A 25,281-nucleotide genomic window follows, 5' to 3' on the forward strand; every position below is an offset into this window, starting at 1 on the left:
TTGCGCGGGGTGCGACGGACGCCTCCGGCTGGCGACGGGGATCGGGGCGCCGCGGGCTCCGGCGCGTGGGGGTGCGCGGGTCGGACGGGGGTCTAGGCGGGGGTTCCGGCCACGCCGTGCTCGAAGGCCCAGACGACCGCCTGGATGCGGTCGCGCAGTCCGAGCTTCTGGAGGACGTTCGACACGTGGGTCTTCACGGTCGCCTCACCGACCCACAGCGCCGTCGCGATCTCGGCGTTGCTCAGCCCGCGGGCGAGCAGCCGGAGGACCTCGGTCTCACGCTCGGTCAGCCCTGCCGTGACGACCGCCTCGTCGCCGTCCGGTGCCGCGGGCGCCCCGGACCCGGCGGTCGCGCGGCTGATCACCCGGCGGGTCACGTCCGGGGCGAGCAGCGCGTCGCCGGCCGCCACCGTGCGGACGGCGTCGATCAGCCGCTCGGGGGAGGCGTTCTTCAGCAGGAACCCGCTCGCCCCGGCCTCGAGCGCCTGGAAGAGGGCGTCGTCGTGGTCGAAGGTCGTCAGGACGAGCACGGCCGGTGGCTCCGGGAGCGCGGCGATCCGACGCGCCGCCTCGAGCCCGTCGACGTTCGGCATCTGGACGTCGAGGCACACCACGTCCGGTCGGAGCGCCCGCACGGCCTCGACCGCATCGGCGCCGTCAGCGGCCTCGCCGACGACCCGGAACCCCGGCTCGGACTCGAGGATGACGCGGAAGCCGGCCCGGACGAGGTCCTGGTCGTCCGCGAGCACGATGGTCAGGTCGTCGGCAGCCATGCCCGCACCAGCCAGCCTCCCCGGGCGCGCGGCCCGATCTCGATCCGTCCGCCCACCGCGGCGACGCGTTCGCGCATCCCCACGTGGCCGAGTCCGCTGCCCGCGGTGTTCCGCGGTGCCCGGTCGCCGTGTCCGTCGTCGGTGACCTCGACCTCGACGCCGTCGTCGAGGTACCGCACCCGAACGTCCGCCCGGGCCGTCGGGCCGGCGTGCTTGAGGACGTTCGTCACGGCCTCTTGCGCGATCCGGTACGCGACCGTCGAGACCGTGGGTGGGACGTCGCGGACGCTGCCCACCACGACGTACTCGGTCGGGTGCCCAGCGGTCCGGGCCGAGTCGGCGAGCTCGCCGATCCGGCCGAGCCCCTCGGTGCTCGGAGCGGCGCGGACGTCGTCGCCGCCGTCCTCGTCGGCGCGCAGGGTGCCGAGCATCCGGCGGAGCTCCTCGACGGCGGTCCGGGCGCTCTGCTCGACCACGCCGAGCGACGCCGTCGCCTGCTCGGGGTCGTGGCCGATCACGCGTCGAGCCGCGCCGGCCTGCACCCCCATGAGCGACACGTGGTGCGCCACGACGTCGTGGAGTTCGCGGGCGATGCGCACGCGCTCGATCGTCACCGCCTGGGCAGCGCTCCGCTCGCGTTCGGCGGCGAGCTCGGCGGTGCGGAGGTCGAGCTCGTGTTTCGCCACCGCTGACGCCCAGGCCCGGTTGCCGGCGTACCAGGCAGCGCCGAAGTAGATGACGTTGATCACGATGTTGAGCAGCGAGAGCGCGATGTACGGCGGGATGAGGCCGCCGTCGTCGTTCGGCAGCGCGTTCGGCACCGCCCAGCCGAAGGCGATCGCGACGAACAGCCAGGCGAACATGCCGCCGATGACCACCCAGCGCACGACCTCGGCCCGGACACGGTCCGAGCACCACGCACCGACCGTGTACAGGGCGATGAACAGCGTGAAGTTCACGAGGAAGACCTCGGGCACGTGCAGGATCTGCGTCGCCGCGAAGGCCAGCGCGGAGACGACCGCCATCGTCATCGGCCAGCGGCGGCGGAACGCGACCGGTGCGGCGTTCGCCACGACGAGCAGTGCCGAGACCCACCACGCCGCCTGGTCGTCGCCGTAGGTCCCGGCCGACCCGTAGAGCATCGTCGTGATCGCCAGTCCGGCGCCGAGGACGAGTGCGAGGAGGGCGTCCTGGCGGAACTCGCGGCGCCCCACCGGCAGCCGTGACCACTCCGCGGTCGTCCCCATGGTCACCACGGTAGCGGGTGCGACGGCCGGAGTAGCCTGCCGCCAACCGAACAGGGGAGGCACCATGCAGTTCCTCGTCAACGTCATCGACGACGGGCAGGCGGAGGCCGCCGGTCGGGCCGAGTCCGCGACACGGACCGAGGCGGACGCGGTCGACGCGCTCAACGAGCGGCTCGGCGACGCCGTCGTCTTCGCGGCCGGGGTGTCCGCGCCGTCGGACGCCGTGGTGGTCGACGCCCGGCGTGCCGAGCCGACCACGACCCCGGGGCTCGTCGGGGACCCGGCGGAGTTCGTCGCCGGGTTCTGGGTCATGGACCTGCCGGACGCCGAGACCGCGCTGCGGGTCGCGCAGGAGGCGTCGGTGGCGTGCAACCGGAAGATCGAGCTGCGCCCGCTGCTCTGACCCGGGTGCCGAGCACCGCGCAGGCGGCCGTCACGAGCGCCCCGGCCCCGAACGTGCCGAGCGACCCCAGCGGTTCGACGACCGCTCCCGCCGCCGCGGCACCGCCGGCCTGGCCGAGGACGAGCGCCACGAAGAGCACCGAGGTACCGGCCGACGACCGCTCCGGATCGACCTCGGTGGTCCACGCGATCAGGGCCCCGGTCGCCGCCGTGTACCCCCAGCCGAACACCGCGCACGCGACGAGCGCCACGGGCGTCCACTGCGGCATCGTGCCGAGCGCCAGCACACCGAGGGCGACGGCGGCGGTGGTGAGCGTCCACTGCGTCCGGGCACGGAGCCGACTCGTCCACCGGGCGGTCGCCACGACGGCGGCACCGCCCGCGCCGAGCGCGGTCCACGCGGACACCGAGACGGCGACCGGTGCGCCGGCGTCGACGAGCACCGAGCGGCCGTAGGTCCACACGACCGCCGACCCTGCGCCGAAGAGCAGGGCGAGCACGAGGACCGCACGGTGCGCCGTCCACCACGCCCGGTCCGGGGCCGGTGCTCGCTTCGTGGGGTCCTGCCCGGTCGTCGCCGTCCGGCGGGACGACAACGAGGACGCGAGCAGGACCACCCCGACGACCAGCGCCGCGATCCCGGACCACGTCCACGCGGTCCGCCAGTCGGGCAGGAGCACGAGCGCGAGCACGCCCGCGGCGACGAGGCCGGGGCCCGTCCCGGCGTTCACCACGGCCTGCGCCCGGCCCTGCGCCGGCTGCGGCACGAGGGTCGTCACGAGACTGACGAGTGCGGGCGAGGCCAGCCCCGCGCCCGCCGAACCGACGACCGATGCGATCGCGAACGCCGTGGGGTCGCGGGCCGCGGCCATGCCGAGTGCACCACCGCCCGCGACTGAGGCGGCGACCGCCACGAGGACCCGGGGCACGCGACCGGCACAGCGGTACCCGACCACTGCACCCACGCAGTACAGCGCCGAGGCTCCGGACGAGACCCACCCCGCAGCGTCGGCGCGCAGCCCGAGGTCCCGCTGGACGTCGGGCAGGAACAGCCCGTACGCCAGCCGGACCAGGCCGTACGTCGCGGCGATCAGGCCGAGGCCGCTCCCCAGGAACACCGACTGTCGTAACGAAAACGATCGTTTCACTTTTGAGAGCCTAGGGTGCTCTCATGGCGATGCGTCCAGGAACCGAGCAGAAGCTGCTCGACGCCGCGGAGGAGCTCTTCTTCACCCAGGGCATCGCCGCGACCCCGATCGACGCCGTCCTCGAGCGCGCGGGGATCTCGAGCGCCACGCTCTACCGCGGGTACGCCAGCAAGGAGTCGCTCGTCGCCGCGGCACTGGCCCGTCGACACGACGACTGGCTCGCCACGTGGGACCGGGCCGTCGACGCCGCCGAGGACGACCGCGGCCGACTGCTGGCGGTGTTCGACGCCCTCGACGCGTACCGCTCCACGCCGTCGGGGTCGCGGTGGTGCGCGTTCCTCGGCACGGCGGCCGAGTACGTCGACGCCCCGTCCGACGTCCGCGCCGTCCTCGACCGCGAGACGGACACCCTGCGGCGACGCCTGACCGAGTCGGCAGAGCCCCTGGTCGGCGCGCACGCCGGGGCACTCGCCGAGCAGCTGCTGCTCCTCGTCTCGGGGTACCTCGCGATGCGGCTCCGCGGACCCGGCCTCGGAACCGGTACCGCGCGTGCCGTCGCCGACGCGCTCCTCGGAGCGGCGGGGCGACCGGTTCCTGCGGGACTTCACACCTGACGTCCGCGTGTACCCGAGGTGCTCCGGTACCCGACTCGGTAGCTTGCCCGGTGTGCACCGGATCCCCTCGACCTTCGTGACGACGCGTGTGACCGCGGACGGCATCGTCCCCCTCGCATGACCAGCTCGCGCGCGGCCCGGATCACCCGCCGCTCCCTCCTCGCCGGCGGCGCCGCGGTCGTCGTGGCCGGTGCCGCTGCGGAGGCCGTGAACCTCCGGCTGCTCCCCGGCCGCTCGACGATGTACCGCGTGCTCGGCCTCGACGGACCGGCGGGCACCGTCCCCGACGTCACGCCGGTGCCGACCGTGTCCGGGTCGTTCTCGTCGCGCGCTCGGAAGGGCCTCGAGGTCGGCTGGACGATCGCCGCGCCGCACTCCGACGGCCCCCTGCCGATCGCCGTCGCCATGCACGGCTACGGCGACGACCACGCGGACTTCTTCGGCTCCCACCTCGGCTACGACCGGTTCCTCGCCGCGTACGTCGCCGCGGGCGGAGCGCCGTTCGCGATCGCCGCGGTCGACGGCGGCAACCGCTACTGGCACCGCCGCGCGGACGGCGACGACCCGGTCGCGATGGTCGTCGACGAGTTCCTGCCGCTGCTCGCCCGCCGCGGGTTCGACACCGCGCGGCTCGCGTTCACCGGCTACTCGATGGGCGGCTACGGCGCGCTCCACATCGCCGGCGCGCTCGGCTCGGCGCGGGTGCGTGCGGTCTCCGCGATCAGCCCCGCGCTGTGGCGGTCGGCGGGGGAGACGGCACGTGGCGCCTTCGACGACCCCGCGGACTTCGCCGCGAACACGGTGCTCGGCCGACAGTCGTCCCTCGACGGCGTCGCGGTCCGCGTCGACTGTGGCACCGGCGACGGGTTCGAGCCCGCCGTGCGCGCGTACGTCGACGGCTTCGCGACCGCACCGGCCGGCGGGTTCGAGCCGGGCGGGCACACCACCGCCTACTGGCGGCGGCTCGCGCCGCAGCAGCTGCGGTTCCTGGGCCGGCACCTGCAGGCCTGACCCGCGCCGACGGCGGCCTGGAGGCGCGGGTCGGCCCCGCACCGTCCCTCCCGTCTCGGCCGTCGTGCCGCTGGCGCGTCACGCCGGTACCGGCGGGTGGGGCCCACCGCCCGACCGCCCATGGGTCCGGCCCACGGCCGTTCCCGGTCCCGTCGGTGACCGTTCCGGTTCACGATCCCCGGGATCCGCGAACCGGAACGGTCACCGCGCGGACGACTTCAGCGGATCCCGCGCGCGCCGCGCACTGCGTCGGCGGCGAGCTCGGCGAGCCGGTGGTCGTTCGTCTCCTCGTGGGCGGTGATCGTCACGACGGCGTCCCGCGCCTGGTCCACGACGACGTACTGGCCGTACCTGCCGTCCAGCCGCCACGTCTCGCCGGGGCCGTCCCACACCGCGAGTCCGTAGCGCTCGAAGGGTGCACCGCCGCCCGTCGTCACCCAGTCCGTGTGCATCCGGTCGACCCACGCTGCCGGGACGATCCGGGCCGCGCCCCATCGCCCACGATCGCGCAGCAGCGTGCCGATGCGCGCGAGCTCGGAGGTCCGGAGCTCGAGTCCGCTGCCGCCGACGATCCAGCCGAGCGGGCACCGGTGCCACTGCGGGTTGTGGATGGCGAGCGGTTCGAACAGGCGAGGGAGGAGCCAGTCGCGTACGTCGCCGACGACCGCGCCGAGCATGCGCATCGCGACGTACGGGCTGGCGTCGCTGTACCGGAACACCGCCCCGGGGCCGTCCGTGGGGCGGCGCAGCATCTCGGCAGCGAGGTCCGGCCACGGCACGACCTCGTCGCCGAACCACGCGAAGTCGATGCCGCTCGTCATGGTGAGCAGATGCCGGACGGTGACGGCCTCGACGCCGTCGCCGAGCGGGACGTCGGGGAGGAGTTCGGGGACACGGGTGTCGAGCGTGAGCAGGCCCGCGTCGACTGCGATGCCAATCGCCAGCGCGCAGACGCCCTTCGACACCGAGTACACGTTCACCCGGTCGTCGCTCCGCCACCGGTGCTCGGCCTCGTCGGCGCCGATCCGGACGTGCACGCCGTACGCCCCGAGTCGCTCGGCGTCCACGCCGGCGACGATGCGCGCGAGGACGCCCTCGGCGGATCCGGAGGCGCCCGACGGTCCGGTCATCAGGCGCGACCGCGGTTGCGGCGGCGGATCTCCTTCGGCGCCCGGCCGGCCATGAACGAGCGAGCCGGGTCGACGAGGAAGCCCTGGCGCAGGGCCTCGCGGCCGACGAGCATCCGGAAGCCCATCTGGTCGCGGTTGCTCAGCGTGACCTCGGCCTCGAAGACACGCCCGGCGAGGGACATCTCGGTGAGGACCACGATGCGCTCCTGGGTGTGCCCGGTGGAGCTCCGGACGATGCGCCGGTCGTGCACGTCGCACTCGATCGTGACGGCGTCGGCGTCGGTGTCCTGCCAGGGGTGCACCGAGAATCGGACCCGGTCGCCGGGGAGTTCCTCGAGGTCGAACGCGTGCAGCGCCGAGCTGCGCGCACCGGTGTCGAGCTTCACCTTGATCCACGGGATGCCGAGGCTCGGCAGGGCCGCCCACTCCCGCCAGCCGGCGACCACGAGACCGCCGTTCGGGGACTTCGGTACTCGGGCCATGTGCCCATCCTGTCGCATGCTTGGATGGAGCGTCGCCGTCGATACCAACCCCGGAGCCTCCCCGATGAAACTCGCCATCCTGTCGCGTGCGCCGCACGCGTACTCGACGGAGCGCCTCCGGGCTGCCGCGATCGACCGCGGGCACGAGGTGAAGGTGCTCAACACGCTCCGGTTCGCGATCGACCTGACCGGCGACGACCCCGACCTGCAGTACCGCGGCAAGCTCCTGTCCGACTACGACGCCGTGCTGCCGCGCATCGGGAACTCGATCACCTACTACGGCACCGCAGTGGTCCGGCAGTTCGAGCAGATGGACGTCTACACGCCGAACACCGCCAACGGGATCACGAACTCGCGCGACAAGCTGCGGGCGAACCAGATCCTCTCGCGGCACGACATCGGCATGCCCGCGACGACGTTCGTGAACGGCCGCGCCGACGTCCGCGGGGCGATCGAGCGCGTCGGCGGAGCGCCCGTCGTGATCAAGCTGCTCGAGGGCACGCAGGGCATCGGCGTGATCCTCGCTCCCGAGGCGAAGGTCGCCGAGTCGATCGTCGAGACCCTGCACTCCACGAAGCAGAACGTGCTCATCCAGAGCTTCATCTCGGAGAGCCGCGGTAAGGACATCCGCGCGCTCGTCGTCGGTGACCGCGTGGTCGCGGCGATGCGTCGGAGCGCTTCCGGCGACGAGTTCCGGTCGAACGTGCACCGCGGCGGGACCGTCGAGAAGGTCACGCTGACGCCCGAGTACGAAGAGGCCGCCGTCCGCTCGGCGCAGATCATGGGCCTGCGGGTCGCCGGCGTCGACATGCTCGAGGGCAACGACGGGCCGCTCGTGATGGAGGTCAACTCCTCCCCGGGGCTCGAGGGCATCGAGCGCGCCACCGGCCTCGACATCGCCGGCGCGATCATCGACTTCATCGCGAACCAGGTGGCCTTCCCCGAGATCGACGTCCGGCAGCGGCTCTCCGTCTCGACCGGCTACGGCGTCGCCGAGCTGCTCGTGCACACGAACGCCGACCTCGTCGGGAAGACCATCAAGGAGTCCGGTCTCTGGGACCGCGACATCACCGTCCTGACGCTGCACCGCGGCTCGGGCGTCATCCCGAACCCGCGCAGCGGCGTGGCCCTCGAGCCCGGTGACCGCCTGCTCTGCTTCGGCAAGCTCGAGGAGATGCGCTCGATGATCCCCGAGCGCCGGAAGCGCCGCGCGAAGGTGCGCAAGCTGCCCAAGGAGCCGCGTCAGCCCGACGCGTGACGCTCGTCAGACGAAGCCGCAGAGCGCGATCGGCTGGCTCGGGTCGGTGCTCGCCCACACGCTGCGGATGTGCTGTCCGTCGTCGCCCACGTCGAACAGCAGCACCCCTGCATCGTCCCGCACGGACCAGATCGTGTACGCGTCCGCGTCGGTCGGCTTGTAGTACGTGCCGAGCGTCGGGTACGCCGCACGCAACTCCGACAGGGTGGACCCGACGCCGATCCCGGCAGCCGTCGTCGGGCCGGGGACCGGACCGGACGGTGTGATCCCGCCGGGAGCGGCGACCATGACCCCGAACACGCTGGCGACGTCGTCCCCTTGGTCCTGACCCCACGAGAGCTCGATGGTCGTCCCGCCGTCGCGTCCCCAGAGCGTGGACGGCTCGCAGTTCGGGTACGGAGACTCGAGGTGCTCGTAGGCCGCAGCGAGGTCGTCACTCTCGGCATCGAGGGTGCCGCCGATCGCGACGGGCCCGACCTCCGCGGGCGTGATCGTCCACGTCGTCGGGTCGTCCAGGGCGAACGCCGCCCGGGTCGTGGTCGGCGTGGGTGTCGGCATCCCGACGATCGGGGCCGACGACGGTGTCGGCGTCGTGGTGGCAGGGGCCGTGGGGGACGCGCTCGGCGCCGCGGAGAACGGCTGCGGGATCATGCCGAGCGCGATGCTGCCGCTGGCGACGCCGATCCCGAGCAGGGCGACGACGCCGGCGACCACGCCGATGCGTCCGCGCGACCGAGATCGGCGGGGGCGGTCGGCCGCTCGCGAGAGGACCGTCTCCTTCATCGAGACGAGCATGCGCTGGAGGTCATCGCCGACCGGGGGCTCCGTGTTCATCGCGCACCACCTCCTGTCCCGGTGCGGGTGCGTCCGGTCCTCCGCGCGGCTCGGCTGCCCGGGACGACGGGGACGGGGGTGAGGTCGAGGGCGTCCGCGGCCTCGGTGTACGACGCGCCGTCGACCAGGCACCGCTCGACGATGCCGCGGTCGGCCGCCGACAGGGCGGTGAGGTCGTCCCGCAGCCAGCGGAGGTGCTCGGCAGCGCCTCGGGCGGGGGCGAACGGTTCCGACGCGTCCCGAGCGTGGTCGCGGCAGGTGACGAGCAACCAGGGGAGCAACGAGTCGGTCGCGAGACGGAGTGCGGTCGCCCGGTCCCAGAGAGCGACGAAGGTGTCCTGGACGGCCTCCGTGGCAGCCGCTGGCGACGCTGCGACGGCCCACGCGTACCTGGTGACCGCGGCCGCGTGACGATCGAACGCTTCGCCCAGCGCGGTCCGGTCGCCGCGGGCGAGTCGACCGGCCAGGTCGACGTCGCTGCCGTCGTTCGCGTCCACGGTTCCCCCTCTCACCCGGAAGTGTCGCGTGCGTCCCGACCCTGACAAACGAGTTCCACCCGGGCGTGTCGGGCACGATCGGAGTGCACTGTCCCCCGCCTGTCAGCGCATCCGGATCGCGTACCCAGGCCAGATGCGGAAGTATGTGTCGGTGACGATCATGACGGAACGGCCGGTCGACCAGGCGACGAGCACCGAAACGGAGCGGCCCGGCAACGCCACGGCCAAGCACGACAACGTCGCGCTGCTCTCGGTCGCGACGACCGTGGCGGAACGCGTGACCACCTCGGCCGACATCGAGGAGAAGCTCCGCGGGGTGCTGCGACGCCTGCGCCTGCCGATGGGGCTCCTCGAGCGCGTGGCCGGGGTCAAGGAACGCCGGAACTGGGGCGAGGGCCAGTCCTTCCAGGACGCCGCCATCGACGCCGGACGCCGCGCCATGGCCGAGGCGGGCATCCGCCCCGAGGACGTCGGCCTGCTCATCAACACGTCGGTGACGCGCCCGCACCTCGAGCCGTCGGTCGCCGTGCGCCTGCACCACGGGCTCGGCCTGCCGTCGTCCGCGATCAACTTCGACATCGCGAACGCCTGCCTCGGGTTCGTCAACGCGATGAGCGTCGCCGCGGGCATGATCGACTCCGGTCAGATCAAGTACGCGCTCGTGGTGGACGGCGAGGACGCCGACCAGGTGCAGCTCAACACCATCGAGCGCCTGAACCAGGGCGGCCGCAACCGCAAGGACTTCATGAGCGAGTTCGCCAGCCTGACGCTCGGGTCCGGCGCCGCCGCGGCCGTGCTCGGCCCGGCGGACATGCACCCGGGCGGCCACCGGATCGTCGGCGGCGTCACCCGTGCGGCGACCCAGTGGTACGACCTCTGCGTCGGCAGCGTCGACGGCATGTTCACCGACGCGAAGATGCTCCTCAAGGGCGGCATGGAACTCGTCGTCGCCGCCTGGAACGAGGCACGCTCCCACTTCGACTGGGCCGACATGGACCGCTACGTGCTCCACCAGGTCTCCGACGTGCACACCAACGCCTTCGTCGAGGCCATCGGCGTCCCGCGCGACAAGGTCCCGACGACGTACGAGCGCTTCGGCAACGTCGGTCCGGCGTCGATCCCGATCACCCTCGCGGACGAGGTCGCCCGCGGCGCCATCCGCCCCGGCGACCGGGTGTTCCTCGGCGGTGTCGGCTCCGGCATCAACACGGCGATGATGGAACTGCGCTGGTGAGGTCCGGCCTCCCGCGCGTCGCCGCTGCCACGGCTCCGGCGACGCCCCCGCCGCCCCTGCCCGGACTCGACCCCGCCTGGTCGCGCATCGTCACGGTCCCCGCCGCTGTGGGTCCAGGAGGCGCGGCTCGCCCCGAGCGCTCGTGGCACCTCCTCGACACGGCCGGCTCCCTGGCCGCGCTCGGCGTGGAACCCGTCGGCACCCTGCTGTGCGTGCACGGCAACCCGACCTGGTCGTACCTGTGGCGGTCGGTGCTCCGCACCTCGCTCGACGTCGCCGCCGCCGGTGGTCCGGCGTGGCGGGTCGTCGCGGTCGACCAGCTCGGCATGGGCTTCTCGGAGCGCACCGGCGTGCAGCACGGGCTCGCGGACCGCGTGCGGGACCTCGGCGCGCTGACCGACGAACTCGGGCTGTCCGGCCCGGTGGTCACCCTCGGGCACGACTGGGGCGGTGTCGTCTCCCTCGGCTGGGCGGTCGACCACCCGGACCTCGTGGTGGCCGTCACGACGTGCAACACCGCGGTGCACCAGCCCGACGACGCCCCGATCCCCGCACCGCTGCGGCTCGCGCTCCGTCCGGAGCTCCTCGGCCGTGCCACGGTCCTGACGCCGGCGTTCCTCGAGACGACGCTCGCGATCGCCCACCCGCGGCTCGACCGTCCCACCGCGGATGCGTACCGCGCGCCCTACCGCGGGGCGGCCCGTCGCGGGGGCGTCGGCGGGTTCGTGGCCGACATCCCCGTCGACGGCGACCACCCGAGCGCACCCGAGCTCGACCGGATCGCCGCCGGCGTCGCCGCGCTCGAGGTCCCCGCCCTCGTGATGTGGGGGCCGCGCGACCCGGTGTTCCTGGAGCGCTACCTCGACGACCTCGCGGAGCGGCTGCCGCACGCGGACGTCCACCGCTTCGAGGGCGCCGGGCACCTGCTGCCGGACGACGCCGACGTCGCCGGGACGGTCGTCGAGTGGCTCGGTGACCACCTGCCGGACGGTCGCGTGCCCGTGGGGGCCGAGCCGTCCCTCCAGGCCCCCACCGACGACGACGCCGACGTGCGCCGCCCGCTCTGGGCCGCACTCCACGAGCTGCGCGACAGCGACGAGGCCGCGCTCGTCGAGATGGCCGCCGCCGGCGGTCCCCGGACCGTCTCGTGGCGGTTGCTCGCCCGCCGGGTCGACGAGATCGCGGCCGGACTGGTCGACCTCGGCGTGCGCGCCGGTGACCGCGTCTCGCTCCTCGTCACCCCCGGCGCCGACCTGACCGCCGTCCTGTACGCCAGCGTGCGCATCGGGGCGGTCGTCGTCGTGGCCGATGCCGGGCTCGGCCTGCGCGGCCTGACCCGTGCGGTGCGCGGTGCCCGTCCCGACTGGATCATCGGCGCGCTGCCCGGCCTCGGGGCCGCACGCGCGCTCGGCTGGCCCGGTCGGCGCATCGCGACGGTGTCGTTGCCGGCGCCTGCTCGTCGGGCACTCCGGGTCGAGCACACGCTCGTCGAGGTCGCACGACGCGGAGCGCAGCGCCTCGCACGGGGCACCGCGCTGCCCGGTGCGCCGTCGTCCGAGGCGCCGGCAGCGGTCCTCTTCACGTCCGGGTCGACCGGGCCTGCCAAGGGCGTCGTGTACACGCACGGGCAGCTCGGCGCGGTCCGCGACACCCTCGCGGCGCAGTACGACATCGGCGTCGGCACCGGCCTCGTCGCCGGGTTCGCCCCGTTCGCGCTCCTCGGTCCCGCGCTCGGCGCCCGGTCGGTCGCACCCGACATGGACGTCACCGCGCCCCGGACCCTGACCGCTCGAGCAGTCGCCGACTCGGTCACCGCGGCGGACGCCACCGTCGTGTTCCTGTCACCCGCGGCCGTCGCGAACGTCGTGGCCACCGCCGGCGCACTCACGGCAGCGGACCGTTCGGCGCTCGGTCGCGTGCGGCTGTTCCTGTCGGCCGGTGCTCCGGTGTCGGCCGCGCTGCTGGCCGCGGCCACCGAGCTCATGCCGAACGCGAGCGCCCACACGCCCTACGGGATGACCGAGGGGCTGCTGATGACCGACGTCGACCTCGACGGTGTGCGCGCCGCAGCCGCCGACGCCCCGGACGAGGACGGCATCTGCGTGGGCCGCCCCGCCGCCGGCGTCCGCGTGCGGATCGCCCCGCTCGACGACTCCGGCGAGCCGACCGGTGCGCTCACCGAGGACCCGGGCGTCACGGGCGAGATCGTCGTCGCGGCGCCGCACGTCCGCGAGCGGTACGACCGGCTCTGGCGCCAGAACCGGGTGTCGCGACTCGGTGTGGCGGACCCGCGCGGGCACCGCACGGGTGACGTCGGCCACCTCGACGCCGCGGGTCGGCTCTGGGTCGAGGGACGCCTGCAGCACGTCCTCACCACGGCGGACGGGGTCGTCACGCCCGTCGGTCCCGAGCAGCGGATCGAGCGCGTCCCCGGCGTCGGGCGCGCCGGGCTCGCCGGCATCGGGCCCCGCGGCACGCAGCAGGCCGTCGCCGTCGTGGAGACGACCGGTGGGCGCCGGACTCGTCGGCCGGCACTCGCCGCCCCCGACCTCGCCCGGGCCGTCCGGGCCGCCGCGGGGATCCCCGTCGCCGCGGTGCTGACGGTGCCCGAGCTCCCGACCGACATCCGGCACAACTCGAAGGTCGACCGTGCACGGCTGTCCCGGTGGGCGGCCTCGGTGCTGTCCGGTGGACGGATGGTCCGGCCGTGAGGGTCCTCGTCACCGGTGCGAGCGGGTTCCTCGGGCAGGCGACCGCCGCGGCCGTGCGTGCTGCGGGACACGAGGTCCGGACGTTCCAGCGACGGCCCTCCGGGGTCGAGGGAGTGTCGGATCAGCTCGGCAGCATGACCGACCCCGCAGCCGTGGCCCGGGCCGTCGACGGCATCGAGGCGGTCGTGCACCTCGCCGCCAAGGTCTCGCTCGCCGGCGACCCGGACGACTTCGTCCGCGTGAACGTCGACGGCACCCGGACGCTCCTCGACGCTGCACGTGGCGCCGGGGTCGAGCGGTTCGTGTTCGTCTCCTCGCCCTCGGTCGCGCACACCGGGTCGTCCCTCGTCGGCGCGGACGCCGGACCCGCCGAGCCCGCGCGGGCCCGCGGCGACTACGCCCGCACGAAGGCCGCGGCCGAGCTGCTCGCTCTCGCCGCGGACGCCCCCGGGTTCGCCGTCGTCGCCGTCCGCCCGCACCTCGTGTGGGGACCCGGTGACACGCAGCTCGTCGGCCGGATCGTCGACCGTGCCCGCACGGGGCGCCTGCCGCTGCTCGACTCCGGCGCCGCGCTCATCGACACGCTCTACGTCGACAACGCCGCGTCCGCGATGGTCGCCGCGCTCGACCACGCCGCCGACCACGGGGTGCACGGCAACGCGTACGTCGTGACGAACGGGGAGCCCCGGCCCGTCGGGGACCTGCTCGCCGGGATCTGCACCGCGTCCGGGGTCCCGGCGCCGCGAGTGCACGTGCCGGCCGGGGTGGCCCGGTTCGCAGGGTCGCTCGTCGAGGCGGTCTGGCGTGTGCGTCCGGGCGCGGACGAGCCGCCGATGACCCGGTTCCTCGCCGAGCAGCTGTCGACGGCGCACTGGTTCGACCAGCGGCGCACCCGTCGTGACCTGCGGTGGACGCCCGCGGTGTCGATCGACGAGGGGCTCGGCCGGCTCGCTGCCGCTCAGGCCTCGTCGGCGGCGACGTAGACCCAAGCCGTCGCGCCCGACCCGAGGGTCACCTCGACGCGCTGGTAGTCGGCGACCTCGTAGTCGTCGACGGCACGCATCTGCCACTCGTGGCCGAGCGTGAGGGACGCACCCTCGACACGGTCCTCCGGGGTGCCCCGGCGCAGGATCGGGTGCCGGTCCGAGCCGCTCGTCCGGATCACGCGGGGGTCGGTGATCGTCACCCAGTCGAGCCGCCAGCCGGGGAGCGAGTCCTCCGTGGTCGGCACCGGCCCGCCGAACAGTGTCTCCTGCACCTCGGGCTGCCGGAGGGTGCCGTACGAGAAGACGAGGTTCACGCCGACGTTCGGCGCCGGGCGACGCGGACGACGGGGAGCGATCGACGGCGCGGACGTCCACACGATCGCCCCCGCGAGTCCGGTCAGGCCGAGGTGGAGCAGTCCGACGACGCCGAGCACGCTGCCCCAGATGATGCCCGAGTCGTCGCCGGTGCAGCGGTACTCCGGCCAGGTCTCGTCCGCGCCGAGACATCCGTACCGGTTCGCGAGCCCGACGACCAGGCCGACGAGACCGACGACGAAGCAGAGCAGCGCGAACGCGCCGAGACCGATGACCCATCGCTGGGCAGGGGAGAGACGACGCACGGAGCGACCGTAGCGGACTGGAGGCGCGGTGCACGTGACCCAGATCGGGTCACGTGCACCGCGCCTCCGGTGGTGTCAGTGCTTGGTCGCCTTGGCGATCTTCTTGCCGAGCTTCTTGCGTGCCTTCCGCGAACGCGGGTCGTTCCACAGCTCGCGCGCGGTCTGGGTCTTCGACTTCTTGTTCACGGGGCGGGTGGCGCGCGCGCCGAACCAGAACCCGATGAAGACGATGGCGCCGATGAGGATGATGCGGTTGCGCATGGGGACTCCTTCGATGGTGGTGCGGGCGGCCGAGGACCTCAGCCGGTGAAGCGGTTCCAGAGCTCCGTGACGATCGGCCACACGTCTCCGGCACGGTCTGCCGAACCGACGGCCACCAGGACGACCGGGACCGCGGTCACGGCGATGCTGATCAGGACGGCGAGCACGACGGCGATCGTCGCCGTGGTGGTGTGCCGCCGGGTGAACGCCAGGAGCAGCAGCCCGAGGACCACGACGGCCCCGAGCAGCGCCACGATCGTCACCCGGACGAACGGGAACGGGACGAGTCCGGCGGTGGTGGCGGTGACCCCGCCGAGGAACCCGACGAGGGGGAGGAACGCACCGAGCAACGTCCCGAGGACCAGGACGACGCCGATGCCGCTCGCGATCCAGACGCCGCGGGGGCGGGGCCGCCGGACCCTCGTCCGGCGGTTGCCCGACCACGCGGTGGTCACGAGCGGTCCTGGCGGTGTCGACCGGCCTGCGCGTCGGTGTCCGACACGACCGGTGCTTCGGCGTCCGACACGACCGGCGCGTCGTCAGCGGCCGCCTGTGCGGCTGCGTCGGCTGACTCGGCCGCTGCTGCGGCCGCGTCCTCCGCGGCGTCGGCAGCGTCCTCCGCTGCCTCGGCAGCCGCAGCCGCACGATCTGCGGGCGCCGCGGACCCGGTGGCAGCAGGTTCGGACACGGTGTCGACGACGGCGTCACGTGCGCCGGCCGCGGCGTCCTTCGCCGAGTCGGCGGCGTCCGCTGCCAACTCGGAGGACCGGACGAGCGCCTCTGCTGCCGCGTCCCGGACGTTGCCGGTGGTCTCGGCTGCGCTGTCGACGGCGCGCTTCGTGGCGTCGGCGGTCACGTCGGCCGCACGGCGGGTGGCGTCGGCCGTGGCATCGGCTGCCTTGCCGGCCTGCTCGACGGTGGCCTCCGCGGCGTCGCGGGTGGCGTCGGCGGCCTGCCGCGCGACGTCGGCCGTCGCCTCGGCGGTGCGCTTCGTCACGTCGGCCGTGGCGGACGCGGCGCGCTTCGTGGCGTCCGCGGTGACCGTCGCCGCCTCCTTGAGCGCCTCACCCGTGGCGTCGGTGGCCCGCTTGGTGGCGTCGGCGGTGGCGGTCGCGGCCTGCTTGACCGCGTCGCCGGTGGCCTCTGCCGCGCGGCCGAGCGGGGACTGCTCGTCGTCGAACGGACCGTGCACGTCGAGCACCCGCACGTCGACCGACGTGGGGACGTCCGAGAGCTGGCGCGTGGCCGCCGTCACCTGCTTGCGGACCTCGTCCGCGACGGCGATCACCGGGTGCGGGTAGCTGACGACGACGGAGACCCGCACGCCCAGCGCGCCGTCCTCGTCGTCGACCTGCACCCCAGCGGTGCCGGCGCTGCGGCCGAGCTGCTGTCGGAGCTGGTCGGCGGCGCGGGCGGCGATCCCGCCGAGGTGGTGCACGCCGGGGACGCCCAGTGCGGTCTCCGCCGCGGTCCGGGCCACGATCGCCACGGTGCTCGCGTCGTCTGGGAGCGGCTGCGTGAGCTCCGCGGGCAGGGCCACCTCGGTGACCTGTGTGTGCGCATTCGGGTCGTGCTGCATGGTTCCTCCTCGTTCGGTCCGCCGGAACGCGTCGGGGCACTCGACCAGGCGAGTGCCCCGACACGGTTCGTGCGTCCTACTTCTTGAAGACGTCCTTGACGTCCTCGCCGGTCTGCTTGACGCTCGCGGCGGCCTGGTCCTTCTGGCCCTCGGCGACCTTCGAGTCGTCGTTCGTTGCCTTGCCGACCGCTTCCTTCGCCTTGCCCGCGAGGTCCTGAGCAGCGTTCTTGATCTTGTCGTCGAGTCCCATGACGGGTCCTTTCTTCGGTCGGGCGCGTGCCCGGTGGGTGGTGATCTGGTGGACCGGCAGGCCCGGTTCACGTCCGCCTGACGGCTGTCAGTGGACGCGGGTGGGTTTGGCGAGGGTGGAGCGGGTGCCGCCGGTGAGGTGGACGAGGACGGGGACTTGCCGGCCGAGGGTGCGGTCCAGGACGGTGATGGCCTGGTCGACGGCGGTGAGGACGGTGACGGCGTCGCCGCCGCGGCGGACCGCGACGCGGATGCGTGCGGCGCGTTGGCGTCGGACGAGGTACGTGTCCACGCGGGCGCTGATGACGTCGCGGACACCGTCGAGTTCGTGGTCGACGACGTCGCGGACGAGGGCGACGTTGACGGTGACCTGGTCGTCGCCGGAGCGTTCCCGGACGGCGACGGACGTGCCGCCACCACCGCGGGTGAACACCCACACCAACGCCAGGACGATCACCACGGCGCAGACCGCGACGATGATCCACAGCGACGACGCCGGCACGCTCAGCCGGTTCGGGAGGGTCGCGTAGGGTTCGACGGCGTCGCGGACGGCGGGCAGGACGCCCGCGCCGATGGTGATGCCGACGATGACCGCGACGAGGCCGAGGACGAACAGGATGATCCGGTTCAGGGTCCGGTTGCTCTTGGTCATGCGAGGGTTCCCTTCTCCTCGACCGTGACGCTCACGCGTCGGCCGAAGCGTTCGTCCAACCCCGACAGGCGGTCCCGGACGGCGTCACGGATGACCGCGTCGTCGACGGGGATCCCGCTGACGGGCACCACACGGACCTTGGTGGAGCGTCCGCGGGCGGTCGCGGAGGCGTTGCCCTCCGGGACACCGGCGGCCATCCCCGCGGCGTTCGCGGCGGTGGAGGCGAGGATGCGGGTGTCGATGACGACGGCACCACGGTCGTGGTCGATGACGGAGCGGTGCTGCCGGCCGGGCTTCAGGGCCAGGACGATCAGGACCACACCGAGGACCACGAGGACCACGGCGATGACCTCGGCGATCGTGACGAACGCGGCGTCCGGGCGGAGCGCGGCGTCGACGACGGTCTGCGGGTCGGCGATCAGCGGGGGCCGGCCGATGGCGGCGAGGACCGCTTCGGTGCCGATCCACGCAGCGACAAGGGCGAGCACCACGAGCGACACCGCCACGGCGGTCGAGCGGGAGCGGTGCACGCTCCGGCGACGGATGCGTCGTTCGACGGAACCGTTGCTCATGATGGCCTCCTAGGCGATCCGGGACCGGTGCTCGCGCACGATCCCGGTGAGTTCGATGTGGGCACTGCCGACGCGGCGGCCGGTGAGTTCCCCGACACGGCCCTTGACCTCGTCCGCGACCCGGGCGGTGCGGGTGACGATGTCGTCGCCCGCGGCGATGGGGCCGGTGATGTCGAGCGCGAGCGCGCCGGAGGTGTCGCCGAGACCGACGCGCACCCGCTTGGCGGGGGCGCCGAGCCGTTCGGCTGCGACGGCCCGCGCCAGCGAGGTCAGTGCGCGAGCGGTGATCTCGACGCGGCCCGGGACGTCCGGGCCGGCGTTCACCGGGAGCTCCGGCGTCCGGTCAGCACGTCGGCGAGGGCACCCCGGTCGATGCGGCCGGTGACCAGCGCGGCCACGAGGGCCCCGACGGCACCGAACACGACCACGAGCACGAAGCCCCAGAACCCGAACTGCAGCGCCACGACGGCGAGGATCGCCCCGATGAGGGCTCCGATCAGTGTGTTGCTCATGCGACTCGCGCTTCCTTCTTCTCGTCGTCCTTGTCGTCGTCGTCACCCGGGATGAACACGTCCTGCACGGTCACGTTCACCTCGGCGACCTCCATGCCCACGATCTGCTCCAGCGCACGGGCGACACCGGCGCGGACGCCGTCGGCGACCTGCTGGAGTGCGACGGGGTACTCCGCGACGATCACGATGTCCGCGGCGACCTGCTTCTCGCCGACCTCGACCTTGACGCCCTGACCGAAGTCACGCTGGCCGATCGCGTCACGGATCGCGCCGATCGCACGCGCGGCGCCGTTGCCGAGGGAGTGCACCCCGTTGACCTCACGCGCAGCGATCCCCGCGACCTTCGACACGACCGTGTCATCGATCGTGGTCTTGCCCGTGACGCCGCCGCTGTGGGTGCCCGTGTTCCGAGCGACCGCCGAAGCCGTCGCAGCCGAAGCAGTCGTGGTGGTCGTGGTGTCAGCCATGTTCGTTCCTTCCGTTGACCCGCCGGGCGTTCCCAGCGGTTGCTGTTCACGGATGAGACGGGGCCCACCAGACGTTCGTCACACGGGGGTGATCGGATTCAGGAACTTTTCAGAGACACCGCCGGATGCCTGTGTTTCCGTACCCCGGCTGGTGGGACGTTCAGTGGACCGCGCTGATTCCGTCCGACTGGTTGCGCCCTGCAGCACCACGGATCGACCGTACGGCCGCCATCGGGGACTCGCCCCGTTCCTCCCGGAAGAGCTGCTGGAGCCGGCGCGGACGCACGCCCGCCGCGTCGGCGATCGCCTGCAGCGTCACCGGTTCGTCGGGGTGCGACTCGATGAACTCGACGGCTCGGCGGAGCCGCCAGGAGGCGCGGCCCGGCTTGGCGGCGCGCGACGAGCGGAGCGTCGTGGCCGGGTCCTCGCCGTACCGGTCGCGGTACGCGCCGGCGAGGCGACCGTGGTTCGTGAAGCCCCAGCGTCGGGCGATCTCGGTGACGCTCTCGTCGCCGTCCGAGTGCAGGAGCTCGCGTCGGACGCGGTCGAGCCGGTGGTCGCGGAGGAACCGGTGCGGGGTCGAGTCGAGCGTTCTCGCGAAGACGTCCTGCAGCCCCCGCTGGCTGAGCCCGCACGCGACGGCGATCTCGGGGACGGAGGGACGTTCGGCGGCGTGCTCCTCGATGAACCGCACCGCGTCCCGCAGACGGTTCGCCACCGGGACGTCCGATCCGCGGTTCCGGATCGGGAAGGTGTCGAGGACGACGACGGCGAGCCGCCGGTTGAGTGCCGTCCGCATCGGTCCGAGCACGCGGTCGTCGACCAGCATCGGGCCGATCTCGCGGACGAGGTGGCGGAGGGGCTCCTGGCGCGCGACGGCCTCGTCCTGCTGCTCGAACAGGAGCGGGCCGTCGGGGAGCGCGAAGCCGAGGTCCCGCCCGACCGTGCGGAGGAACCGGTCGGCGATGTGCACGCCGTTGTAGACCGTGCCCGTGGACTCGAAGCGGTAGGCCTCGGACGCCGAGGCGATGTACGGGCTCCCGGGCTCCACCACGCGGGAGCGGTCCGCGAAGTGCATCTCGAGCTGGCCCCTGGTGAGCCAGAACACGACGTGGTCGTCCCGCGGGCCGATGACGCCACCGCGCTTCCCGCCCTCGGCGCGCATCGTGCGGAGCGTCAGGTCGTCGTCGCCCACGACCGTGTACTCGTAGCGGGCGTCCTCGGTCGCGAACGTGTCCGAGGCGAAGTCCGAGCCGTGGTACTCGGCCTCGAAGATGTCGGAGTAGTCCGAGCCGTCGGCGTCCGCGAACCGCAGCCTGCGGAAGCCGTTCGTCGCCGCCTCGGTCATGGGCGCATCCTGCCACGGTTGCATCCTCTGTGCTCGGGAATACCCTAGGGGGGTACCGTATTGACCATGACGGAGGCCAGCATGCACGAACACGTCGGCTACATCGGCGACAAGGACGACCTGCTCAAGCGACTCCGCCGAGCCGAGGGTCAGGTCCGCGGCATCGCCCGCATGGTCGAGGACGAGACGTACTGCATCGACGTCCTCACCCAGATCTCCGCAGCGAACCGGGCGCTCGAGCGTGTCGCCCTGTCGCTGCTCGAGGACCACCTCAAGCACTGCGTCGCCGAGGCCGTCGCCGAGGGCGGCGAGGCTGCCGACGCCAAGGTCCGCGAAGCCAGCGAGGCCATCGCCCGACTCGTCCGCTCCTGAAGGGAACCACCATGAACACCGAACTGCTGCTCGTCGAGGGCATGACCTGCGACCACTGCGTGATGAGCGTCACCGAGGAACTCACCGAGCTCGACGGCGTGTCCGACGTCCGGGTGCGACTCGTGCCCGGCGGTGCGTCCGAGGTCACGGTGACGTCCGACGCCCCGGTGCCGTCCGACGCGCTCCGCGCCGCGGTCACCGAGGCCGGCTACGAGGTCGTGCGGTCGTGACGGACGGCGGGGTCGAACTCGACATCACGGGGATGACGTGCGCCTCGTGCGCGACCCGCATCGAACGGAAGCTCGGCAAGCTCCCCGGCGTCACGGCGACCGTGAACTACGCGACCGAGAAGGCCACGGTCTCCGGCAGCTCGGACACCGGCGCGCTCATCGCGGCCGTGGAGTCGGCGGGGTACGGGGCGTCCGTGCCCGCTCCGCCCGCACCGGACGACTCCGGCACTCCGCGCGAGGACGATGCGTCCGCGGCGCTCCGCCAGCGCCTGGTCGTCTCCGCCGTCCTCGCCTTCCCCGTCGTCGTCCTGTCGATGGTGCCCGTGCTGCAGTTCCCGAACTGGCAGTGGCTGGCCCTCGCACTCGCCGCCCCCGTGGCCGTCTGGGGCGCCCTGCCCTTCCACCGCGCTGCGTGGGTGAACGCCCGGCACGGTGCCGCGACGATGGACACCCTCGTGAGCGTCGGCGTCCTCGCGGCGTTCGGGTGGTCGCTGTACGCGCTGTTCCTCGGCGACGCCGGGATGCCCGGCATGCACATGACCTTCTCGTGGTTCGCCACCGACCCCGAGGCGAGCGACCTGTACCTCGAGGTCGCGTCCGCCGTGACCGTGTTCATCCTCGCCGGGCGGTACATGGAGGCCCGCGCGAAGCAGCAGTCCGGGGCCGCGCTCCGCGCCCTGCTCGAACTCGGGGCGAAGGACGCGACGGTGCTCCGCGGCGGATCCGAGTCCCGTGTGCCCGCCGCCTCGCTCGTCGTCGGCGACGTGGTCGTCGTGCGGCCGGGGGAGCGGATCCCGAGCGACGGCACCGTGCGCGAGGGTTCGTCGGCCGTCGACCTCAGCATGCTCACCGGCGAGTCCGTACCGGTCGAGGTCCGCCCGGGCGACGACGTCACCGGCGCCACGATCAACGTCGGCGGGCGGCTCGTCGTCACGATCACCCGGGTCGGCGCCGACACCGAACTCGCCCGCATGGGTCGTCTCATCGAGGACGCGCAGACCGGGAAGGCCGAGGTCCAGCGCCTCGCCGACCGGGTGTCCGGCGTCTTCGTCCCGATCGTCATCGGGCTCGCGGTGCTGGCCTTCGTCGGGTGGCTCGTCCTCGGCGGCTCCCTGACGGCGGCCTTCACCGCGGCGGTGGCCACGCTCATCATCGCGTGCCCCTGCGCGCTCGGACTCTCGACCCCCACCGCGTTGCTCGTCGGGACCGGCCGGGGATCGCAGCTCGGGATCCTCATCGGCGGTCCGCAGGTCCTCGAACAGACCCGCGGCGTCGACACGATCGTCCTCGACAAGACCGGCACGGTCACCACGGGGTCGATGGCCCTCCGCTCGGTCACCGGCACGCCGGACACCGACGACGCGGCCGTCCTCCGGCTCGCCGCCGCGGTCGAGGACGGCTCCGAGCACCCGGTCGCGCGGGCGATCGTCACGGCCGCACGGGCCCGCGGACTCGACGTCGCCGGTGCGACGCAGTTCACCGCGACGCCCGGCGCCGGCGTCCAGGCGGTCGTCGACGGCGAGGTCGTCCTCGTCGGGACCGTCGCGTGGCTCGAGGAGTCGTGGGCGATCACGGTGCCCGACGCCGTGGCGCAGACGGTCCGGGATGCCGAGGCGGACGGCGGCACGGCGGTCGTCGTCGCGACGGACGGACGCGCGCTCGGCGTGGTCGTCGTCGCGGACACGGTCAAGCCCGAGGCAGCGGACGCCGTCCGGCGCTTCGTGGAGCTCGGCCTGCACCCGGTGCTGCTCACCGGCGACAACGAGGGCGCTGCCCGTGCCGTCGCCGCCGCGGTCGGCATCGACGAGGTGCACGCCCGCGCCACCCCGGCCTCGAAGCTCGAGACCGTCCGTCGCCTGCAGGCCGAGGGGCGCAGTGTGGCGATGGTCGGCGACGGCGTGAACGACGCCGCGGCCCTCGCCGCTGCCGACCTCGGCATCGCGATGGGGGCCGGCACGGACGCGGCGATCGCAGCGAGCGACATCACGGTGGTCAGCGGCCGCCTGACGGTCGTGGCCGAGGCGATCCGGCTGTCCCGGGCCACCCTGCGCACGATCAAGGGGAACCTGTTCTGGGCGTTCGCGTACAACGTGGCGGCGATCCCGCTCGCGATGGCGGGGCTGCTCAACCCGGTGCTCGCCGGTGCCGCGATGGCGTTCTCGTCGGTGTTCGTCGTGACGAACAGCCTGCGCCTGCGCCGCTTCACCCCGCTGCCCGGGTGACGCGCGCAGCGAACGCACCCCGCGGCTCCCGTCCGGCGGTGCGCGCCACCCGTCGGACGGCGCTACGCTCGAAGACGGTCCGCGACGCAGCGCTGCGGTGACCCGCGGGCTTGTACGTCTTGAAGGTGATCCCAGGAGGACCCAAGTGACCGAATCCGCTCCCGTCGACCCCACATCGACCGACGGCTGGAAGAAGCTCGCCGGCATCGCCGACGGCTTCACCCCGGACCTGCGAGGGTGGTTCGACACCGACCCCGGTCGTGCCGAGCGCTACACGTTCCAGGCCGCCGACCTGACCGTGGACCTGTCGAAGGGCCTCGTCACCGACGAGATCCTCCAGGACCTGCTGCAGGTCGCGAAGGACACCGGCGTCGCCGAGCGCTTCCAGGCGATGCTCGCCGGTGAGCACATCAACGCCACCGAGGACCGCGCCGTCCTGCACACCGCCCTCCGCCGCCCGAAGGGTGCCTCGCCGGCGCTCGTCGTGGACGGCCAGGACGTCGACGCCGACGTGCACGCCACGCTCGACAAGGTCTACGCCTTCGCCACGAAGGTCCGCGACGGGTCCTGGACCGGTGTCACCGGCAAGCGCATCGAGACCGTCGTGAACATCGGCATCGGTGGCTCGGACCTCGGCCCGGTCATGGTCTACGAGGCCCTGAAGCCGTACGTGCAGCCCGGGCTCGAGGCGCGCTTCGTCTCGAACATCGACCCCGCGGACATCTACGAGAAGACCGCGGACCTCGACCCCGAGACGACGCTCTTCATCGTCGCGTCGAAGACCTTCGGCACGCTCGAGACCCTCACGAACGCCCGCCTCGCGCGGCAGTGGCTCTGGGAGCGGCTCGGCCTCACCGACGCCTCCGACGACGAGAAGTCGAACGCCGTCGCGAAGCACTTCGTGGCCGTCTCGACCGCGCTCGACAAGGTCGCCGCGTTCGGCATCGACCCGGAGAACGCCTTCGGCTTCTGGGACTGGGTGGGCGGCCGCTACTCGGTCGACTCCGCCATCGGTACGAGCGTCGTCATCGCCATCGGCCCGGAGAACTGGGAGCAGTTCCTCGCGGGCTTCCACGCCATCGACGAGCACGTCCGCACGACGCCGCTCGAGCAGAACGTCCCCGTCCTGATGGGCCTGCTCAACGTCTGGTACTCGAACTTCCTCGGCGCGCAGAGCCACGCGGTCCTGCCGTACACGCAGTACCTGCACCGCTTCGCCGCGTACCTGCAGCAGCTCACCATGGAGTCGAACGGCAAGCGCGTCCGCTGGGACGGCTCGCCCGTCACCACCGAGACCGGCGAGGTCTTCTGGGGCGAGCCGGGCACGAACGGCCAGCACGCGTTCTACCAGCTCATCCACCAGGGCACGCGACTCATCCCGACGGACTTCATCACGGTCGCGAAGCCCGCTCGTCCGCTCAAGGACGAGACCGGCGACGGCGGGGCCGTGCAGCCCGGGCAGGACGTGCACGCGCTGTTCCTCGCGAACTTCTTCGCGCAGACGAAGGCGCTCGCGTTCGGCAAGACCGCGGACGAGGTCCGCGCCGAGGGCACCACGGACGAGGCCATCGTCTCCGCCCGCACGTTCACCGGCAACAAGCCGTCGACGTCGATCCTCGCGCCGGAGCTCACCCCGAGCGTCCTCGGCCAGCTCATCGCGCTGTACGAGCACATCGTGTTCACGGAGGGCACCATCTGGGGCATCGACTCGTTCGACCAGTGGGGCGTCGAGCTCGGCAAGCAGCTGGCGCTGCAGATCGCCCCGGCGGTCGACGGTGACCAGGCTGCGCTGGACGCGCAGGACTCCTCGACGAAGGCGCTCATCGCCAAGTACCTGGAGCTGCGCGGCGAGTAACGCACGCACCTGACT

General features: G+C 73.1%; 29 protein-coding genes. 11 read left to right on the forward strand and 18 right to left on the reverse strand.

Going from position 1 to position 25,281, the window contains the following annotated elements:
• Window positions 1-92: 92 nt before the first annotated feature.
• Window positions 93-773 (reverse strand): response regulator, encoded by a 681-nt coding sequence (locus tag ACEN8D_RS14825; protein ID WP_413461694.1) that lies wholly within the window; start codon window positions 771-773, stop codon window positions 93-95.
• On the reverse strand, window positions 755-2,020 hold the full coding sequence (locus ACEN8D_RS14830; RefSeq protein WP_495601049.1) for a sensor histidine kinase: 1,266 nt from the start codon (window positions 2,018-2,020) through the stop codon (window positions 755-757). The genes ACEN8D_RS14825 and ACEN8D_RS14830 overlap by 19 nt, the downstream gene beginning before the upstream one ends.
• A gap of 64 nt (window positions 2,021-2,084) precedes the next feature.
• Here ACEN8D_RS14830 and ACEN8D_RS14835 point away from each other — a divergent pair, with 64 nt between their 5' ends.
• Window positions 2,085-2,423, forward strand: coding sequence for a YciI family protein (locus ACEN8D_RS14835; RefSeq protein WP_413400248.1), 339 nt, complete (start codon window positions 2,085-2,087; stop codon window positions 2,421-2,423).
• On the opposite strand, the gene ACEN8D_RS14840 is transcribed toward ACEN8D_RS14835, so the two are convergent.
• A complete protein-coding gene (locus ACEN8D_RS14840; protein WP_495601050.1) occupies window positions 2,329-3,540 on the reverse strand; it encodes an MFS transporter in 1,212 nt (403 codons plus the stop codon). The two genes, ACEN8D_RS14835 and ACEN8D_RS14840, sit on opposite strands and share 95 nt — an antisense overlap.
• Window positions 3,541-3,593: 53 nt before the next feature.
• Here ACEN8D_RS14840 and ACEN8D_RS14845 point away from each other — a divergent pair, with 53 nt between their 5' ends.
• Complete coding sequence (locus ACEN8D_RS14845) at window positions 3,594-4,184, forward strand: TetR/AcrR family transcriptional regulator (RefSeq protein WP_413400092.1); 591 nt, start codon at window positions 3,594-3,596, stop codon at window positions 4,182-4,184.
• Between the two features lie 117 nt (window positions 4,185-4,301).
• On the forward strand, window positions 4,302-5,195 hold the full coding sequence (locus tag ACEN8D_RS14850) for an alpha/beta hydrolase (RefSeq protein WP_413461691.1): 894 nt from the start codon (window positions 4,302-4,304) through the stop codon (window positions 5,193-5,195).
• A 218-nt stretch (window positions 5,196-5,413) separates the two neighbouring features.
• On the opposite strand, the gene ACEN8D_RS14855 is transcribed toward ACEN8D_RS14850, so the two are convergent.
• Both ACEN8D_RS14855 and ACEN8D_RS14860 read right to left on the reverse strand, forming a co-directional pair.
• Window positions 5,414-6,325, reverse strand: a complete 912-nt coding sequence (locus ACEN8D_RS14855) for a serine hydrolase domain-containing protein (RefSeq protein ID WP_309889052.1) — start codon at window positions 6,323-6,325, stop codon at window positions 5,414-5,416.
• The gene (locus ACEN8D_RS14860) at window positions 6,325-6,807 is read right to left on the reverse strand and encodes an ATP-dependent zinc protease family protein (protein WP_070418031.1); all 483 of its coding nucleotides are present in this window, start codon (window positions 6,805-6,807) and stop codon (window positions 6,325-6,327) included. The genes ACEN8D_RS14855 and ACEN8D_RS14860 overlap by 1 nt, the downstream gene beginning before the upstream one ends.
• Window positions 6,808-6,871: 64 nt before the next feature.
• Between ACEN8D_RS14860 and rimK the strand changes: the two genes are divergently transcribed.
• On the forward strand, window positions 6,872-8,065 hold the full coding sequence (gene rimK / locus ACEN8D_RS14865; RefSeq protein WP_309776770.1) for a 30S ribosomal protein S6--L-glutamate ligase: 1,194 nt from the start codon (window positions 6,872-6,874) through the stop codon (window positions 8,063-8,065).
• Window positions 8,066-8,071: 6 nt separating this feature from the next.
• Here the strand turns inward: rimK and ACEN8D_RS14870 are convergent, their stop codons facing one another.
• Window positions 8,072-8,899: a hypothetical protein gene (locus ACEN8D_RS14870; RefSeq protein ID WP_309776769.1), complete on the reverse strand. Its 828-nt coding sequence runs from the start codon at window positions 8,897-8,899 to the stop codon at window positions 8,072-8,074.
• Window positions 8,896-9,396, reverse strand: a complete 501-nt coding sequence (locus ACEN8D_RS14875) for an RNA polymerase sigma factor (protein ID WP_309776767.1) — start codon at window positions 9,394-9,396, stop codon at window positions 8,896-8,898. The genes ACEN8D_RS14870 and ACEN8D_RS14875 overlap by 4 nt, the downstream gene beginning before the upstream one ends.
• Before the next feature lie 160 nt (window positions 9,397-9,556).
• Here ACEN8D_RS14875 and ACEN8D_RS14880 point away from each other — a divergent pair, with 160 nt between their 5' ends.
• The 3 genes from ACEN8D_RS14880 to ACEN8D_RS14890 are packed head-to-tail and all read left to right on the forward strand — an operon-like array spanning window position 9,557 to window position 14,324.
• Complete coding sequence (locus ACEN8D_RS14880; RefSeq protein WP_070419407.1) at window positions 9,557-10,630, forward strand: 3-oxoacyl-ACP synthase III; 1,074 nt, start codon at window positions 9,557-9,559, stop codon at window positions 10,628-10,630.
• Window positions 10,627-13,341 carry an alpha/beta fold hydrolase gene (locus ACEN8D_RS14885; RefSeq protein ID WP_413461612.1) on the forward strand — a complete coding sequence of 905 codons (2,715 nt, stop codon included), beginning with the start codon at window positions 10,627-10,629 and terminating at the stop codon, window positions 13,339-13,341. Before ACEN8D_RS14880 ends, ACEN8D_RS14885 begins: the two co-directional genes overlap by 4 nt.
• On the forward strand, window positions 13,338-14,324 hold the full coding sequence (locus ACEN8D_RS14890; RefSeq protein ID WP_413461611.1) for an NAD-dependent epimerase/dehydratase family protein: 987 nt from the start codon (window positions 13,338-13,340) through the stop codon (window positions 14,322-14,324). Before ACEN8D_RS14885 ends, ACEN8D_RS14890 begins: the two co-directional genes overlap by 4 nt.
• On the opposite strand, the gene ACEN8D_RS14895 is transcribed toward ACEN8D_RS14890, so the two are convergent.
• The 11 genes from ACEN8D_RS14895 to ACEN8D_RS14945 form a co-directional block, all read right to left on the reverse strand.
• Window positions 14,300-14,947: a gamma-glutamylcyclotransferase family protein gene (locus ACEN8D_RS14895; RefSeq protein ID WP_495601051.1), complete on the reverse strand. Its 648-nt coding sequence runs from the start codon at window positions 14,945-14,947 to the stop codon at window positions 14,300-14,302. The genes ACEN8D_RS14890 and ACEN8D_RS14895 overlap by 25 nt on opposite strands.
• A gap of 75 nt (window positions 14,948-15,022) precedes the next feature.
• On the reverse strand, window positions 15,023-15,208 hold the full coding sequence (locus ACEN8D_RS14900) for a hypothetical protein (protein WP_070418034.1): 186 nt from the start codon (window positions 15,206-15,208) through the stop codon (window positions 15,023-15,025).
• A gap of 38 nt (window positions 15,209-15,246) precedes the next feature.
• Complete coding sequence (locus ACEN8D_RS14905) at window positions 15,247-15,663, reverse strand: MFS transporter permease (protein ID WP_413400343.1); 417 nt, start codon at window positions 15,661-15,663, stop codon at window positions 15,247-15,249.
• A complete protein-coding gene (locus tag ACEN8D_RS14910; protein ID WP_495601052.1) occupies window positions 15,660-16,787 on the reverse strand; it encodes an Asp23/Gls24 family envelope stress response protein in 1,128 nt (375 codons plus the stop codon). Before ACEN8D_RS14910 ends, ACEN8D_RS14905 begins: the two co-directional genes overlap by 4 nt.
• 76 nt (window positions 16,788-16,863) lie before the next feature.
• Complete coding sequence (locus ACEN8D_RS14915) at window positions 16,864-17,037, reverse strand: CsbD family protein (protein WP_070418037.1); 174 nt, start codon at window positions 17,035-17,037, stop codon at window positions 16,864-16,866.
• An 87-nt stretch (window positions 17,038-17,124) separates the two neighbouring features.
• Window positions 17,125-17,688, reverse strand: coding sequence for a hypothetical protein (locus tag ACEN8D_RS14920; protein WP_495601053.1), 564 nt, complete (start codon window positions 17,686-17,688; stop codon window positions 17,125-17,127).
• Window positions 17,685-18,260 (reverse strand): DUF6286 domain-containing protein, encoded by a 576-nt coding sequence (locus tag ACEN8D_RS14925; protein ID WP_495601054.1) that lies wholly within the window; start codon window positions 18,258-18,260, stop codon window positions 17,685-17,687. Before ACEN8D_RS14925 ends, ACEN8D_RS14920 begins: the two co-directional genes overlap by 4 nt.
• A 9-nt stretch (window positions 18,261-18,269) precedes the next feature.
• Window positions 18,270-18,584 carry a hypothetical protein gene (locus ACEN8D_RS14930; RefSeq protein ID WP_309776741.1) on the reverse strand — a complete coding sequence of 105 codons (315 nt, stop codon included), beginning with the start codon at window positions 18,582-18,584 and terminating at the stop codon, window positions 18,270-18,272.
• Window positions 18,581-18,772 carry a DUF2273 domain-containing protein gene (locus ACEN8D_RS14935; protein ID WP_070418041.1) on the reverse strand — a complete coding sequence of 64 codons (192 nt, stop codon included), beginning with the start codon at window positions 18,770-18,772 and terminating at the stop codon, window positions 18,581-18,583. The genes ACEN8D_RS14930 and ACEN8D_RS14935 overlap by 4 nt, the downstream gene beginning before the upstream one ends.
• Window positions 18,769-19,239 carry an Asp23/Gls24 family envelope stress response protein gene (locus ACEN8D_RS14940; protein ID WP_261647440.1) on the reverse strand — a complete coding sequence of 157 codons (471 nt, stop codon included), beginning with the start codon at window positions 19,237-19,239 and terminating at the stop codon, window positions 18,769-18,771. Before ACEN8D_RS14940 ends, ACEN8D_RS14935 begins: the two co-directional genes overlap by 4 nt.
• Before the next feature lie 160 nt (window positions 19,240-19,399).
• Window positions 19,400-20,587 carry a helix-turn-helix domain-containing protein gene (locus tag ACEN8D_RS14945; RefSeq protein WP_413399229.1) on the reverse strand — a complete coding sequence of 396 codons (1,188 nt, stop codon included), beginning with the start codon at window positions 20,585-20,587 and terminating at the stop codon, window positions 19,400-19,402.
• 66 nt (window positions 20,588-20,653) lie between these two features.
• Between ACEN8D_RS14945 and ACEN8D_RS14950 the strand changes: the two genes are divergently transcribed.
• The 4 genes from ACEN8D_RS14950 (at window position 20,654) to pgi (ending at window position 25,266) form a co-directional block, all read left to right on the forward strand.
• The gene (locus ACEN8D_RS14950; protein ID WP_139199276.1) at window positions 20,654-20,959 is read left to right on the forward strand and encodes a metal-sensitive transcriptional regulator; all 306 of its coding nucleotides are present in this window, start codon (window positions 20,654-20,656) and stop codon (window positions 20,957-20,959) included.
• Window positions 20,960-20,970: 11 nt separating this feature from the next.
• A complete protein-coding gene (locus ACEN8D_RS14955) occupies window positions 20,971-21,189 on the forward strand; it encodes a heavy-metal-associated domain-containing protein (protein ID WP_070418044.1) in 219 nt (72 codons plus the stop codon).
• Complete coding sequence (locus tag ACEN8D_RS14960; RefSeq protein ID WP_413399230.1) at window positions 21,186-23,411, forward strand: heavy metal translocating P-type ATPase; 2,226 nt, start codon at window positions 21,186-21,188, stop codon at window positions 23,409-23,411. Before ACEN8D_RS14955 ends, ACEN8D_RS14960 begins: the two co-directional genes overlap by 4 nt.
• A 145-nt stretch (window positions 23,412-23,556) precedes the next feature.
• A complete protein-coding gene (gene pgi, locus ACEN8D_RS14965) occupies window positions 23,557-25,266 on the forward strand; it encodes a glucose-6-phosphate isomerase (RefSeq protein ID WP_070418047.1) in 1,710 nt (569 codons plus the stop codon).
• Window positions 25,267-25,281 lie beyond the last annotated feature (15 nt).

The organism is Curtobacterium sp. Curtsp22 (assembly GCF_059492135.1).